The 15,329-nt window shown below is 64.1% G+C and carries 12 protein-coding genes; 5 read left to right on the top strand and 7 right to left on the bottom strand.

All coding sequences use genetic code 11. From position 1 onward, the window contains the following. The first annotated feature begins 3 nt into the window (after positions 1–3). Positions 4–597, top strand: coding sequence for a GNAT family N-acetyltransferase (locus IVB36_RS07355; protein ID WP_018454707.1), 594 nt, complete (start codon positions 4–6; stop codon positions 595–597). 151 nt (positions 598–748) lie between these two features. Here the strand turns inward: IVB36_RS07355 and IVB36_RS07350 are convergent, their stop codons facing one another. Both IVB36_RS07350 and IVB36_RS07345 read right to left on the bottom strand, forming a co-directional pair. Continuing rightward, positions 749–1,102: a hypothetical protein gene (locus tag IVB36_RS07350; protein WP_247391047.1), complete on the bottom strand. Its 354-nt coding sequence runs from the start codon at positions 1,100–1,102 to the stop codon at positions 749–751. 279 nt (positions 1,103–1,381) lie between these two features. Then, on the bottom strand, positions 1,382–2,329 hold the full coding sequence (locus IVB36_RS07345) for a threonine/serine dehydratase (RefSeq protein WP_204513269.1): 948 nt from the start codon (positions 2,327–2,329) through the stop codon (positions 1,382–1,384). 157 nt (positions 2,330–2,486) lie between these two features. On the opposite strand from IVB36_RS07345, the gene IVB36_RS07340 reads away from it, so the two are divergent. Then, the gene (locus tag IVB36_RS07340) at positions 2,487–3,116 is read left to right on the top strand and encodes a glutathione S-transferase family protein (protein ID WP_018454705.1); all 630 of its coding nucleotides are present in this window, start codon (positions 2,487–2,489) and stop codon (positions 3,114–3,116) included. A gap of 6 nt (positions 3,117–3,122) precedes the next feature. On the opposite strand, the gene IVB36_RS07335 is transcribed toward IVB36_RS07340, so the two are convergent. From IVB36_RS07335 to metF, 3 genes are all read right to left on the bottom strand, one after another. Beyond that, a complete protein-coding gene (locus tag IVB36_RS07335) occupies positions 3,123–4,130 on the bottom strand; it encodes a DUF3592 domain-containing protein (protein WP_247294164.1) in 1,008 nt (335 codons plus the stop codon). Positions 4,131–4,578: 448 nt separating this feature from the next. Beyond that, the gene (gene metH, locus IVB36_RS07330; protein ID WP_247391045.1) at positions 4,579–8,442 is read right to left on the bottom strand and encodes a methionine synthase; all 3,864 of its coding nucleotides are present in this window, start codon (positions 8,440–8,442) and stop codon (positions 4,579–4,581) included. A gap of 6 nt (positions 8,443–8,448) precedes the next feature. Beyond that, positions 8,449–9,369, bottom strand: coding sequence for a methylenetetrahydrofolate reductase [NAD(P)H] (gene metF / locus IVB36_RS07325; RefSeq protein ID WP_204513271.1), 921 nt, complete (start codon positions 9,367–9,369; stop codon positions 8,449–8,451). Positions 9,370–9,769: 400 nt separating this feature from the next. Here metF and IVB36_RS07320 point away from each other — a divergent pair, with 400 nt between their 5' ends. Continuing rightward, a complete protein-coding gene (locus IVB36_RS07320; protein WP_018454701.1) occupies positions 9,770–10,783 on the top strand; it encodes an LLM class flavin-dependent oxidoreductase in 1,014 nt (337 codons plus the stop codon). Between the two features lie 45 nt (positions 10,784–10,828). On the opposite strand, the gene IVB36_RS07315 is transcribed toward IVB36_RS07320, so the two are convergent. After that, positions 10,829–11,674, bottom strand: coding sequence for a prephenate dehydratase (locus IVB36_RS07315; RefSeq protein WP_018454700.1), 846 nt, complete (start codon positions 11,672–11,674; stop codon positions 10,829–10,831). A 21-nt stretch (positions 11,675–11,695) separates the two neighbouring features. After that, positions 11,696–12,436 (bottom strand): 3-deoxy-manno-octulosonate cytidylyltransferase, encoded by a 741-nt coding sequence (locus IVB36_RS07310; RefSeq protein ID WP_018454699.1) that lies wholly within the window; start codon positions 12,434–12,436, stop codon positions 11,696–11,698. A gap of 219 nt (positions 12,437–12,655) precedes the next feature. On the opposite strand from IVB36_RS07310, the gene IVB36_RS07305 reads away from it, so the two are divergent. Both IVB36_RS07305 and IVB36_RS07300 read left to right on the top strand, forming a co-directional pair. Then, positions 12,656–13,210 carry a cytochrome c family protein gene (locus tag IVB36_RS07305; RefSeq protein WP_018454698.1) on the top strand — a complete coding sequence of 185 codons (555 nt, stop codon included), beginning with the start codon at positions 12,656–12,658 and terminating at the stop codon, positions 13,208–13,210. A 209-nt stretch (positions 13,211–13,419) separates the two neighbouring features. After that, entirely contained in the window at positions 13,420–15,321 is a 1,902-nt protein-coding gene (locus IVB36_RS07300; RefSeq protein WP_026232797.1) for an extracellular solute-binding protein, read from the top strand. Positions 15,322–15,329: the final 8 nt, after the last annotated feature.

Here is a 15,329-nt window from a genome sequence, read left to right as displayed (position 1 = left end):
CCCATGATCCTCCCCGACGGCTATTCCGACATTCCCGCCAGCAAGATCGCTGCCGTCGTCACGCATCTCGAGATGACAGCGCGTCCGCCGCTGCGTGACAATCCTCTTGGCGCATGGACCCTGCGCAAGGTCGATACTCCCGCGCTTCATTGGTATCGCGACCTCCATCGCCGCGTCGGCGAGGAGTGGCTGTGGTTTTCGCGGGCGCGCATGAACGACGGCGAGCTCGCCGCAATCATCCATGCACCGGGCGTCGAGGTATATGCGCTTGTCGTGGACGGCCACGATGAGGGCCTGCTGGAGCTGGACTTTCGCGAGGCCGGCCAATGCGAGCTGGTGTATTTCGGTGTCACCGCAAAACTGATCGGCAGCGGTGCCGCCCGCTTTATGATGAACCGCGCGCTTGAGCTCGCATGGTCACGCGACCTGTCCCGCGTCTGGGTGCACACCTGCACGTTCGACCATCCGTCCGCCGTCGCATTCTACCAGCGCTCGGGCTTCCGTCCGTTCCGCCGCCAGATCGAGATCGCCGACGACCCGCGGCTCGATGGCACGGCGCCGCGGTCCGCGGCAAAGCATGTGCCGATCATCGAATAGGTAGCAGCTGCCTCTCCGCCGTCATTGCGAGGAGCCCTTGCGACGAAGCAATCCAGTCTGGTTCCGTGGGAGATACTGGTTGCTTCGCTGCGCTCGCAATGACGGAGTGTGGCGCTGTCGTCGCGTTTCATTGGGGCTACGCGTGGCGGGATCACCGGATCACGCCAACACTCGGTTCCGGAAGATCATAGGGAGCGAGACGCCGTAATCGCTCGGTCAATGGCTGCACGGGCGGAGCATACAGCTCTCCGTAGCTGGAGAGCAGTGGGAGGCTAGGCTCCCAACGATGGATGACGAACACCACGCGATACTGTTTCGCCGCGGGCAGTCTTTGCTTGTAGTCGGTCTCGATCACCGTCTCGCCATCCGCGGTCAGGAACGTTTCGTTCCACGCCATCTCTGCGTGGCCTTCCGGGTTGGACGGATCGATTTGGGTAAAATCATGAGGATTGAACCGCGCGTCCGGATTCGCCACGAGCACCTCGAGAATTACAGCGTCATCCATGTAACCTCGTAGATTGTCTTCCAATTTCCGCCGGTCCTCACCAGTCAGAGGCACTATTTCATCGCCCCTGCCGGCTTTCCGCAGCAGAGCGTTCACCTCTTCGCTGAAATTGGGGGGATCGTGTGAGTCGATCAATTCCCGGAGGAAACGGGCATAGGCAGCATTATCAGCGCTGAAGGAGTAGGCGCCTAGGAGAGTGAGTGAGGGAGGCTGGTCAGCAGTCAAATCGCTCTGCTCCGTGCGGCGATGAGTCCGCGATACCCGATCATGCGAAGCTCGCTAGCTGTTGAAATTCACCGCCGTGGTGTTTGCACCGCAAAGCAGCACCGCGACCCGCTCGCCGGGTGAGGGGCGATAGCGACCGGAGAGCAAGGCGGCAAATGCGGCGGCGCCGCCGGGCTCGGCCACCAGGCGCAGGCTCGACCACAAGGCCGACTGCGCCTGCTTGATCGCGTCGTCGGCGACCAGGACGACCCGCTCGACATGGGCCCGCGCAATCGGAAACATCAATTGTCCGACACGTCGCGGGGCGAGACTATCGGCGGCGATGCCGCCCGCCGGCGCATCGATCGGCGCGCCTGCCGCGAAGGCGGCGTGAAGCGTCGGCGATTGCTCGGGCTCGACCGCCACGATGCGCGTCCTGCCGGCGCTCCAGGCTGCCATGCCACCGATCAGGCCGCCGCCGCCGACTGCAACCAGCACCGTGTCAATGCCCGGTGCATCCTGCTCCAGCTCCATTCCGACACTGCCCTGACCGAGCAAGGTCTCGACCTGGTCGTAGGCATGCACCGCCATGGCGCCGGTCTGCGCGACATGGGTTTCGCTTGCGGCGAGCGCGTCGGCATAGCGGCTGCCCGCAATCACGAGTTTCGCGCCATAGCCTCTGATACGCTCGGCTTTGGCCGGCGAGGTGATGTCGGGCACGAAAATCGTGGCCGGGATGCCGAGCCGCTGCGCCGCATACGCCACCGCCGCGCCGTGATTGCCGCCCGATGCGGCGACGACACCGGCTTCCGGCAGCCGGCGCAACAGCAGATTGGCGAAGGCACCCCGCGCCTTGAACGATCCGGAATGCTGCAGCATCTCGAGCTTGAACGTGACGGGAGAAGCCGGCAGGCCAAAATCGGCGAGATCGGCCTCAACGAGCGGCGTGCGCCGTATGTGCGGACGGATGACGGCCTCGGTCGCCGCGATCCGCTCCCGATTGATGTCCATTGTTGCTGTCATGATGCCGTCCTTGATAACGCATCCGGCAGCCGCTGTCGCGGCGCCGTTGCATGCAGCGCAATGCTCCACTTCCATGATTTTGCTTGCGCCACTGCGGCCTTGCCGTGGAAACTGATCGGCCCTGCCTCGTCCAAAAGCCAGAGAAGAGCGCAAAACCATGTTCCTGATCGGCCAATATGATTCCCCCTTCGTCCGCCGCGTCGCGATTGCGCTGCGGCTTTACGGCCTCGCCTTCGAGCACAGGCCGTGGTCGACCTTCGGCGACGCCGACAAGATCGCGCCCTATAATCCGCTGCGCCGCGTGCCGACGCTGGTGCTCGACAACGGCGAGGCGCTGATCGAGAGCACGTTCATCCTCGATTATCTCGACGAGCTCGCCGGGCCGGAGAAGGCGATGCTGCCGCGCTCCGGCGCCGAGCGCCGGCATCACTTGCGCATCTGCGCGCTCGCGTCCGGCCTCGGCGACAAGGCCGTGAGCCTGCTCTACGAACGCGTGCTGCGGAAGGAGCAGCTTACGCTATGGGTCGAGCGCTGCCAGGCGCAGATCGCGGACGTGCTGAAAGCGCTGGAGGCCGAGCGCGCCAAGGTGACCACGCCGTACTGGCTGGGCGAGCGCATCGGCCACGCCGATATTGTGGTCGCCTGCGTCGTCCGCTTCACCCGCGAGGCCCATCCGCAGTTGTTCGAGCCATCGCGCTATCCGGCGCTGTCGGCGCATGCCGACGCGTGCGAGGCGCTGGCGCCGTTCAAGGAGATTGTGCAGCCCCTGGCACCGCCGAAGGGGTGATCGCCGCTATGCGAACCCGACCTTGATCAGGATCGTCAGGAAGAGGCCGCCGACAACCGCGCAGACCGCGGCACCGATCAGCGGCCCCAGCGCGCCTCCCCGGCTTGCAGGCTCCAGCACGGCTTGTCCGGGCTGGTCCGGATCGTAATAGACCTGGACGCTCTTCCCAGGCCGATATTTCGCCGCGGCCTCTTCGGCGGCCTCGCGCAGGCCGGAGATCATGGTGCCGTTCCAATCGACTTCGGTGCCGATGAAGTCGCGCTTGCCGACCCTGTAGGCGTAGCGCAGGTCGATCTGATAGCGGTGGACGAGCTTTGAAGTCGTCGGTCGATTGTCGTGCTCGGTCTTCTCTTCGATGATTTCCTCGATCACGTCGCAATGGGTGACCCTGCCCGACGCGGTCGGCCAGCGCAGGCTGGCGCTCGCCAGCCGGCGCGTCCGGACATAATCGGCGGCGAGGAACACCCCGCCCACGAGCACGATGATCGGCACCGCGAACGCGAACAGCGGGACGCCCTTGTCGGCGTAGAGCACGTGGCCCGCGAACGAATGCGCGGTCAGGGTGGCGGCGATGACGCCGAACACCATTGTGAACGCCACCAGGGCCGCGACGTTCTGCGCGGCGGCAGGCTCCAGCAGCGCCTCTGTCGGTTGCTTCGGATCGACATGGACCTCGACATGGGCGCCGACCGGATAGCGTCCGGTCAGTTTTGCGGCCAGGACCCTCGTCGTGATGACGGTGCCGCCGACAAAGATCTTGTCGCCTTCCAGCTCCTGGCCGCCGGCCTGATATCGATAGCGGATGATGGGCTTGGCGTCGTTCCGATCGTCCGAGGAATGCGCCGTCGGCTGGTCGACCCGGGAGACCGTGATGATGCCCTCCACCTTGTCCCAGCTCCGCGCCGCCACCATCCGGCCCCGCATGCGGATCAGATTGAACAGCGTCAATCCAAACAGCAGCACGGCGATGCCGGCGGCAATCTGTGTCCACATCAATTGTTGGGCGTTCAGCATCCGATTCCCCTGCGCTTCGGCGACGACCGCCATTGGTCGCGGCAAACGCGCTTTGCGTTCGATGCTGTGCGTTGCCCCAGCACATGCCAGGCATTGCTTCACCAATGTCGTCCTGGCGAAAGCCACGACCCATTGCCCCAGCGGGTCATTTGGCGAAGATTGGTCGTTCGGTATTGCCTGCGATGGCCACCAATGGATCACCCGGTATGGATGGCTTTCGCCAGGACGACAGCGAACGTGTGGCACGCGCCGTGATGGCGACTGGCGAGGGAGTATCAAACGGGCACGGTCGGCGATGATGGAATGTTACAGGTGTTTTGCCCGACGCCGCAAGCAATTTCGGTAATATCGAAAAATTATTCGGTGACACCGCAAAAATTATCGAGCTTTTTCAACCCCATGCCTACTGTGCATGGGGTTGATTTCTCGTTTTCTGTTTGGAGGGCGCCTAACCCGCGCCCGCGCGCTTCTTCTGCCAGACCAGGTGCACCGCGCAGGTGCAGCCCGGCGGATGCGACGCAAGCTCCTTCGACGTCTCGTCGTTCGCCGGCGTTGCCGTGAACGCCGCCTTGTCGCTCCCACCCTCTCGCGTCGGGATGTAGTTCAGAATCGGCGCGAGCCAGCGCTCGGTCTCGGCGACGCTCATGCCCTTGCGCGCAGCATAATCCTCGACCTGATCGCGCTCGATCTTGCCGACTCCGAAATAATAGCTCTCTGGATTGGCGAGATAGAGCCCCGACACGGAGGAGCCCGGCCACATCGCATAGCTCTCGGTCAGCTTCACGCCGGCGGTGTTCTCGGCATCGAGCAGCTCGAACAGCGTGGCCTTCTCGGTGTGATCGGGTTGCGCGGGATAGCCGGGGGCGGGACGGATGCCCTGATACTTTTCGAGGATCAACTCGTCGGGGGAGAGCGTCTCGTCCGGCGCATAGGCCCAGAATTCGCGGCGGACGCGGGCATGCATGCGCTCGGCGAACGCTTCGGCCAGGCGGTCGGCCAGCGCCTTGCACAGGATCGAGGAATAGTCGTCATTGGCCATCTTGAAACGGTCAGCGACCACATCCTCGCCGATGCCGGCGGTGACGACGAAGCCGCCGACATAGTCGGGCACGCCGGTTGTGGCGGGCGCGACGAAGTCGGACAGCGCGGCGTTGAAACGGCCCTCGCGCTTCTCGAGCTGCTGGCGCAGCGTGTGCAGCGTCGCGATCGTCCTGGTCCGGCTCTCGTCGGCATAGAGCACGATGTCGTCGCCCTGCGCATTGGCCGGCCAGAAGCCGACGGTGGCGCGCGCGCGGAACCATTTCTCCTTGACGATCAGGTCGAGCATCTTGCGCGCGTCGCCGTAGAGCGAGCGCGCAACTTCGCCGACCTTGGCGTCGTCGAGGATGGCGGGGAAGCGTCCGGCGAGCTCCCAGGTCTGGAAGAACGGGGTCCAGTCGATATAGGGCACCAGCTCGGCGAGATCGTAGTCGTCAAAGCTTCGGGTGCCGAGGAAGGTCGGCTTCACCGGCTTGTTCGCGGTGAAGTCGACCGGCACGCGGTTGGCGCGGGCGGTCGCCAGCTTCAGCCGCTTCTTGTCGGCCTGGGCGCGCATATGGGCGTCCGAGATCTTTGCGTATTCGGCGCGCACCTCCGCGGCATAGGCCTCGCGCCTCTCGGGCGACAGCAGCGCCGACGCAACACCGACGGCGCGGCTGGCGTCGTTGACATGCACCACGGGGCCTGCGCGATAGCTCGGGTCGATCTTCACCGCCGTATGCACGCGGCTCGTGGTGGCGCCGCCGATCAAGAGCGGCAGCTTGAGGCCTTCGCGCTGCAATTCTGCGGCGAAGAACGCCATCTCGTCGAGCGAGGGTGTGATCAGGCCGGACAGCCCGACGATGTCGGCCTTCTCCGCCTTCACCGTATCGACGATCTTGGCCGCGGGCACCATCACGCCGAGGTCGATGACCTCGTAATTGTTGCACTGGAGCACGATGCCAACGATGTTCTTGCCGATGTCGTGGACGTCGCCCTTGACGGTCGCGAGCACGATCTTGCCGGCGGACGAGGAGCCTTCCGTGCCGATGCCGTTGGCGAGATTGCGCGCCTTCTCCTCCTCCATGAACGGCATCAGCCAGGCGACAGCCTGCTTCATCACGCGGGCCGACTTCACCACCTGCGGCAGGAACATCTTGCCGTCGCCGAAGAGATCGCCGACCACGTTCATGCCGGCCATCAGCGGTCCCTCGATCACGTCGAGTGGCCGCGTCGAGGCCTTGCGGGCCTCTTCGGTATCCTGCTCGATGAATTCGGTGATGCCGTGCACCAGCGAATGTGACAGCCGCTTCGCCACCGGCCATTCGCGCCAGGCGAGATCGGCTTCCTTGGTCTGAGTCTTGTTGCCGCGGAATCTTTCCGCAAGCGCCAGCAGACGCTCGGACGCACCGGGGTCGCGGTTGAGGATGACGTCCTCGCACACCTGGCGCAATTCGGGATCGATATCGTCATAGACGATCATCTGCCCGGCATTGACGATGCCCATGTCCATGCCGGCCTTGATGGCGTGATACAGGAACACCGAGTGCATGGCCTCGCGCACCGGCTCGTTGCCGCGGAACGAGAACGACAAATTGGACACACCACCAGAAATGTGCGCGCCCGGCAGATCCTTGCGGATCCAGCGCGTCGCCTCGATGAAGTCGACGCCGTAATTGTTGTGCTCCTCGATGCCGGTTGCGATCGCGAAAATATTGGGATCGAAGATGATGTCTTCCGGCGGGAAGCCGACGCGGTTCACCAGGATGTCGTAGGCGCGCTTGCAGATCTCGGTCTTGCGGGCGAACGTGTCGGCCTGGCCGACCTCGTCGAACGCCATCACCACGACGGCCGCGCCGTGACGGCGGGCGATCTTGGCCTCGTGAATGAATTTGTCCTCGCCTTCCTTCATCGAGATCGAGTTGACGACCGGCTTGCCCTGCACGCATTTCAGGCCGGCCTCGATCACGGAGAATTTCGAGCTGTCGACCATTACGGGGACGCGGGCAATGTCGGGCTCGGCGGCGACAAGGTTGAGGAAGGTCACCATCGCGGCTTCCGAGTCCAGAAGACCCTCGTCCATGTTGACGTCGATGATCTGCGCGCCGTTCTCGACCTGGTCGCGCGCGACCTGCAGCGCGGCGGTGTAGTCGCCGGCGGTGACCAGCTTGCGGAAGCGGGCGGAGCCGGTGACGTTGGTGCGCTCGCCGACGTTCACGAAGGGAATGGCGTCGGTCAGGATGAACGGCTCGAGGCCGGAGAGCCGCAAGCGAGGTTCGATCTCCGGCACGATGCGCGGCTTGTGCGGCGCGACCGCAGCCGCAATCGCCGCGATATGGTCCGGCGTGGTGCCGCAGCAACCGCCGACGATGTTGACGAGGCCATCGCGCGCGAACTCGCCGACCAGGCGGGCCATGTATTCCGGGGTCTCGTCATACTGGCCGAACTCGTTGGGCAGGCCGGCATTGGGATAGGCGCAAACAAGCGTGTCGGCGACGCGGCCGATATCGGCGATATGCGCGCGCAGATCTTCCGCGCCGAGCGCGCAGTTGAAGCCGATGGTGACGGGCTTGGCGTGCTGGACCGAATGCCAGAACGCTTCCGGCAACTGGCCGGACAGCAGGCGGCCGGACTTGTCGGTGATGGTGCCCGACACCATCACGGGCATGTCGATGCCACGTTCTTCCGTGATCTCGGCGATCGCGTACAGCGCCGCCTTGGCGTTCAGCGTGTCGAAGATGGTCTCGACCAGCAGCAGATCGACGCCGCCGTCGAGCATGCCGTTGATCTGCTCGCCATAGGATTTGCGCAGGTCGTCGAACGTGACGGCGCGGTAGCCGGGATTGGACACGTCGGGCGAGATCGAGGCGGTGCGGTTGGTCGGTCCGATGGCGCCGGCGACGAAGCGCGGCTTGCCGTCCTCGGCCTCGACGCGGCGTGCGGCGTTGCCGGCGAGGCGGGCGCCTTCTCGCGCCATCTCGTAGACGATGTCGGCGAGATCGTAATCGGCTTGGGCAATCGAGGTCGTGGAGAAGGTGTTGGTCGCGACGATGTCGGCGCCGGCGCGCAAGTAAGCGGCGTGGATGTCCTCGATCGCCTGCGGTTGGGTCAGGATCAAGAGGTCGTTGTTGCCGCGCAAATCGCGATGGAAGTTCTTGAATCGCTCGCCGCGGAAGGCGGCCTCGTCGAACTGGAGATTCTGGATCATCGTGCCCATGGCGCCGTCGAGCACGAGAATGCGCTCGCGCGCGGCGTTGAGCAGGGCGGTTCGCTTGGGAGAGGTGGATACGGTCATGGTGTCTTAAGCCGCCTTCTGCGCGCTCTTGGCGCGGATGCCGAGCAAATGGCTGATCGCGAACACGAGATCGGCGCGGTTCATGGTGTAGAAATGGAAGGTGTCGACGCCGTGCTTGGCCAGCTTCTGCACCTGGCCGGCCGCGACGGTCGCCGCCACCAGCTTGCGGGTCTCGGCGTCTTCGTCGAGCCCCTCGAATTTCGCGGCGAACCAGTCCGGCACGGAGGTGCCGGCGCGGGTGACGAAATTGCGAGCCTGCTTGAAATTATGCATGGGCATGATGCCCGGCACGATCGGGATGTTGATCCCGCGCGCGCGCACGCGGTCGAGATAGCGGAAATAGAGGTCGTTATCGAAGAACACCTGCGTGATCGCGCGGGTCGCACCTGCATCGACCTTGGCCTGCAGCGTGTCGATGTCATCGTCGAAGTCGCGCGCCTCGGGATGCTTCTCAGGGTACGCCGAGACCGACACCTCGATATCGCCGTGCCGCTTCTTGATGCCGGCGACGAGGTCGGCGGAGCTCTGGTAGCCATCGGGATGGCTAGAATAGGCCGTGCCAATGCCGCCCGGGGGATCGCCGCGCAGGCCGACGATGTGGCGGACGCCGACCTCGTGATAGCGGTCGACGATCTCGTCGATCTCCCCGCGGGAGGCGCCGACGCAGGTCAGATGCGCGGCCGGCAGCAGCGCGGTTTCTTTCAGGATGCGCGAGATGGTCGCGTGGGTCCGCTCACGGGTCGAGCCGCCGGCGCCATAGGTCACCGAGACGAATTTCGGGTCGAGCGGGGCCAGCCGGTTGATGGTGTCCCAGAGATTGCGCTCCATATCTTCGGTCTTGGGCGGAAAGAACTCGAAGGAAATCGCAGGCCGCTTCAGGTACCCGTCTTGCCCGCCGGTGTGGGCAGGCATTGTCGCGTCAGTCATGGGCACCACTCACTCTCCAAGGGCGCGCCGGGTCGTTGGCGGCCGGCGGTCAGGTCTAGATTGCGAAAGGCCAAGATAAGCCAAAGCGGCCGCATCCGACAGCCCATCGGTAATGGGAAGTGGCCCACTTTGGCGGTGTTGGCATAAAATATTCGGTGATTTAGAATCGAAGTGGGAAGCTCGGTTTGGTATAAAAAGATAAATATACCAGCCAAGTAGGGAGAACTTGCGGATTAACTGGCGCAATATATTGAGTGGGCAATATGAAAGTCATGTTGCCAGATTGATCATTGTCCCAACGCCGCGGCGCGGGTCCGGAGCGCGCGGGCCCTGGCCTGCACGTCAGATCTGCGCGCCCTCCCATTGGCCGCCGCGCTGCCCTCCACTACGTTAGCGCGCCATGATCCCGCTCTCAGTCCTCGACCTCTCCGTCGTCACCACCGGCACAAAGCCCGCCGCGGCGCTGCGCAACAGCATCGACCTGGCGCGCCATGTCGATGGGCTCGGCTATGTCCGCTATTGGCTCGCCGAGCATCACAACCTCGCCTCCGTCGCGAGCCCGGCGCCCGACGTGATGATCGGGCAGATCGCGGCGGTGACCAAGCACATCCGCGTCGGCTCCGGTGGCGTGATGCTGCCCAATCACGCGCCGCTGGTCGTGGCCGAGCGCTTCAAGATGCTGGAGGCGCTGTTTCCGGGCCGCATCGATCTCGGCCTCGGCCGCGCCCCTGGCACCGACGGCGCCACGGCCTATGCGCTGCGCAGCCGGCTCGACCGTCGCGAAGGCGACGATTTCCTCGAGCGGCTGCACGAATTGATCCTGTGGCAGACCCGGGAATTCCCCTCGGGCCATCCCTATCACAACGTCGTTGCGATGCCCGACGATACGCCGTTGCCGCCGATCTGGCTGCTCGGCTCCAGCGATTATTCGTCGGAGCTCGCCGCGCAAATCGGCATGGGGTTCGCATTCGCCCATCATTTTGCGTCCCACGATGCGATCGATGCGATGGTGCATTATCGCAATCGTTTTCAGCCCTCGGCCTGGAGTGCGAGCCCGCGCGCGATCCTCGCGGTCGCCGTCATTGCGGCCGACACGGATGACGAAGCCGAAAAGCTCGCCGCGTCTTTCGACCTCAACCGCCTGCGCCGGGACCGCGGCCAGTATCTTCCGTTGCCGAGCGTCGAAGAGGCGCTGGCCTATCCCTATACCGACTCGGAGCGCGCCTCGATGCGGCGCAACCGTTCCCGTCTGTTCGTCGGCAGCCGGGCAACCGTGCAGAAGACGCTGCAGCCGTTGATCGATGCGAGCAAGCCGGACGAGTTGATGGTGATTACCGCCGTGTACGATCACGAGGCACGAAAGAAATCATATTCGCTGCTGGCGGAGGCGTTCGGGCTTAAGGCGGTCGGATAAGGCTCTGGTGCTCCGGCTCGCGCTTCGCGCGTCCGGGACACGAATCTATTCCATCGTCGCGCGGAACGGGTGCCCCGGATACACGCCAACGATGCGGAATTCGCGTGAGAAGAATTTCAGCTCCTCGATCGCGAAAGCGAGGCCCTTGTCCGCGGGGTGGCCGTCGACGTCGGCATAAAACTGCGTGGCGAAGAAATTGCCGTCGACCATATAGCTCTCGAGCTTGGTCATGTTGACGCCGTTGGTGGCAAAGCCACCGAGCGCCTTGTAGAGCGCGGCGGGCAAATTGCGCACCCGGAACACAAAAGTCGTGACCAACGGACCGGAGCCCTGTGCGGCCCATTTCGGTTCGCGCGCGAGCACCACGAAGCGCGTGGTGTTGTGGGCCTCGTCCTCGATGTCCTCCGCGAGGATGTCGAGGCCGTAGATCTGCGCGGCGAGGCGCGAGGCGATCGCGGCGACGGACTTGTCGTTACGCTCGGAAATGTCGCGGGCGCTGCCGGCGGTGTCGGCGTGCACGATTGGCTTGATGCCAAGCTTGCGAATGATGCGCCGGCATTGGCCGAGCGCGTGCACGTGGCTCTCGACGCTCTTGATGTCCTCGAGCCTGGTCCCCTTCACCGCCATCAGCTGATGCCGGACCGGCAGAAACCATTCGCCGATGATGAAGAGGCCGGAGGCCGGCAGCAAATGATGGATGTCGGCGACGCGGCCTGCGACCGAATTCTCGATCGGAATCATGCCGAGATCGGCTTCGCCCGACGAGATCGCCGACAAGGCGTCCTCGAAGGTGGCGCAGGGCATCGGCTCGGCGTCGGGATAGGCCTCGACGATGGCGATGTGCGAATTGGCCCCAGGCTCGCCCTGGAATGCGATTTTCAGCTTGCTCATGCTCGGCCTTGTAACAGCGGCTCAGGATTTGGAAAGGATGCTGCGGGCGGTTTCCAGGTCCGCCGGCGTGTCGACCCCGCGGGGCACGGTATCGACAATGGTGAAGTCGATGCGCATTCCGGCCTCGAGCGCCCGGAGCTGCTCGAGCTTCTCCTGCAATTCCAGCGGCGACGGCGGAAGCCGGACGTAGCGCTCCAGCGCGGCACGGCGATAGGCATAGAGACCGATATGGTGGTAGCGCGGTCCGTCGCCGGTCGGCGCGGTTGCGCGGGTGAAATAAAGTGCGCGCATGCGTCTGCCGCCGAGCGAGGTTCCGATCGCCTTCACGACGCTCGGCGCGAGGTCCTCCTCCTCGGTGTGGATCTGCGACGCCAGCGTTGCGATATCCACGGCGGGGTCTTGCAGCGGCGGCAACACCTCGCGGATGTTGTCGATCGTGATGGTCGGGAAATCGCCCTGCAGATTGACCACGATCTCGGCTTTGCCGTCCGGATCGAGCTTCTGCATGGCCTCGTGGATGCGGTCGGAGCCGGACGGATGCTCCGGGCGGGTCATCACGGCCTCGCCACCATGGGCGGTCACGACGGATGCGATCTCCGCGGTGTCGGTTGCGACCGCGACCCGGCCTATCCCGGCCGCTTCGGCACGGCGCATCACGTGCACGATCATCGGCTGCCCCGCGATATCGGCTAGCGGCTTGCCGGGCAGGCGGGTGGCGGCCATGCGGGCCGGAATCAGCACCAGGATGCGGGGATCGATCATCGGTTCAAGGGCCTGGAAACGGGGCGTTTTCCGCGCCGGGAAATGGGGTGGGGACGGGGGTGAAGCCCGCTCGCTTATACGGGTTGCCAGACCCCGGGCAAACCGATATCTCAATGGCAAAACTCGGGGAAACAGTAAGGAACGTTGATTCTCCGAGGCTCGTCCTGGCGGCCGCACTGGGCCGCTCGATCCTTCTTGCGGTGTGGGGCCTGGCCGGAAATGGACTCTTTCGAACTGAACAAGATTCTCGGTGCCGTGCTCGGCACCTGTCTCCTTCTGCTGGTGACGAGCTTCACCGCCAGTGCGCTGTTCTCGCCCAAGATGCCGGAGAAGCCGGGCTTCGAGATCGCCGTGAAGGAAGACGCCGGCCACGGCAAGGAAGGCGGCGCTGCCGCCGCGGCTGCCGAGCCGATCGAAAAGCTGCTCCAGACCGCCTCGGTCGAGAAGGGCGCCGCCGCTGCCAAGAAGTGCGGCGCTTGCCACACCTTCGAGAAGGGCGGCCCGAACCGTGTCGGTCCGAACCTCTATGGCGTCGTCGGCGACCATGTTGGCGAGGGCCGCGGCGGCTTCAACTTCTCGGCCGCGATGAAGGCCAAGGGCGGCACCTGGGACTTCGATGCGCTCAACAAGTTCATCGCCAATCCCAAGGCAGCTGTCCCGGGCACCGCGATGGGCTTTGCTGGCATCCCGAAGGATAGCGAGCGTGCCGACGTGATCGCTTACCTGAACAGTCTCTCCGACAGCCCGAAGCCGCTGCCGACCGCGGCGAAGTAAGGCCTATCGACTTCGATCTTAGTACGCGGCCAGGCTGAAAAGCCTGGCCGTTTGCTTATCCGGGCCTCGCGGCGTTGTTATCGGGGCGTTTGGCCGCAGCGATCGGCCAGCTGGCCCTCCAAGATGAGGAAAAAGCAACATATTCCGTCGAAACCTCGCCTATATTGGGAACTTAAAGGAGTAGCCTCCTTCAAGACAGGAATGTTGATTTGGCCCTTACCCGACGCGATCTCCTGCTCACCGGCACTGCTGCCGCAACGCTCCCCGCCCTTGGTTCCGTAGGGGGCCTTTCCGGCGTCGGCGTGGCACACGCGCAATCCGCCAACGAGCCCACCTGGCGGCACGCGCTGTCGCTGTTCGGACAGATCAAATACCCGGCGGATTTCAAGCGCTTCGACTACGTCAATCCGGAAGCGCCCAAGGGCGGCGTCGCGCGCCAGATCGCCGTCGGCACATTCGACAATTTCAACATCGTCGTCTCCGGTGTGAAGGGGCAAGTCGCCGGTGCCGTGGCGTTCATCTACGAATCCCTCACGACGGCCTCGCTTGACGAAGTCTCGACCGAGTACGGCGCGCTGGCCGAGGCCGTCAGCCATCCGGATGATTTCTCCTTCGTGACTTACCGCTTGCGGCCGCAAGCCAAATGGCACGACGGCAAGCCGGTAACCGCGGATGACGTGATCTTCTCGCTCGATTCCTTCAAGAAGCACCACCCGCAGTACTCGGCCTATTACAGCCATGTGACGAAAGCCGAGAAGGTCGGCGAGCGCGAGGTAAAATTCGTGTTCGACGCGCCGGGCAACCGCGAACTGCCGCAGATCGTCGGGCAGCTCACGGTCCTGCCGAAGCATTGGTGGGAGGGCACGGATGCGCAGGGCCGCAAGCGCGATGTCTCCGCCACCACGCTTGAAGTGCCTCTAGGTTCCGGCCCCTATCGGGTCAAGGAATTCGTTGCCGGGCGGTCGATCGCGCTGGAGCGCGTCAAGGATTATTGGGGGCGCGACCTCGCCGCCAATGTGGGCCGCAATAATTTCGACGAGCTGCGCTATGAGTATTTCCGCGACGCCACCGTGGCGATTGAGGCATTCAAGGCCGATCAGGTCGATTGGCGCACCGAGAACAGCGCGAAGAACTGGGCGACAGCCTACGATTTCCCGGCCGTCACCGAAAAACGCGTGATCCTCGAGGAGTTCGCCAATCGCAGCTCGGGCGTCATGCAGGCCTTCGTGCCGAACCTGCGCCGCGCCAAGTTTAAGGATCCGCGCGTGCGACGCGCGCTCAATTACGCGTTCGACTTTGAGGAGATGAACAAGCAGATCTTCTACGGCCAGTACAAGCGCATCAGCAGTTATTTCGACGGCATCGATGAGCTGATGGCGACCGGGTTGCCGCAGGGCAAGGAGCTCGAGATCCTCGAGACAGTCCGCGCCGAGGTCCCGCCCGAAGTCTTCACCACGGCCTACACCAACCCGGTCGGCGGCAGTCCGGAAGCCGTTCGCGACAATCTGCGCGAGGCGCTGCGCCTGTTCAAGGAAGCTGGCTACGAGGTGCGCGAGCGCAAGCTGATCGACGTCAAGACGGGCGCCCAGTTCTCCCTTGAATTGCTGAACTCGGATCCAAGCTTCGAGCGGATCACGCTGTTCTACAAGCCGTCGCTGGAACGGCTCGGCATTGCTGTCAGCGTGCGGACGGTGGATCCCACTCAGTACGAGAACAGGACGCGCGAGTGGGATTTCGACATCGTCACTAACTCCTGGGGCGAGTCGCAGTCGCCGGGTAACGAGCAGCGCGAATTCTGGTCCTCGAAGACGGCTGACATCGCCGGTTCACGCAACATCACCGGCATCAAGAATCCGGCGGTCGACAAGCTGATCGAGCGGGTGATCTACGCCAAGGGTCGCGACGATCTCGTCGCGGCAACCAAGGCACTCGACCGCGTGCTGCTGTGGAATCACTACGTCGTACCGCAGTGGACTTATACGAAGGTGCGCACCGCGCGCTGGGATCGGTTCGGCCGGCCGGCGGAATTACCCAAATACGGTCAGTCCGGCTTCCCGTTCATTTGGTGGTACGACGCGGACAAGGCGGCGCGGATCGCAAAGAAGTCGTGAAGGGCATT

The organism is Bradyrhizobium sp. 35, assembly GCF_023073215.1.
In the GTDB taxonomy this organism is placed as follows: Bacteria; Pseudomonadota; Alphaproteobacteria; order Rhizobiales; family Xanthobacteraceae; genus Bradyrhizobium; species Bradyrhizobium canariense_D.
Note: the sequence above shows the minus strand (reverse complement) of the source record. Positions and strands in the feature narration are given on the sequence as shown.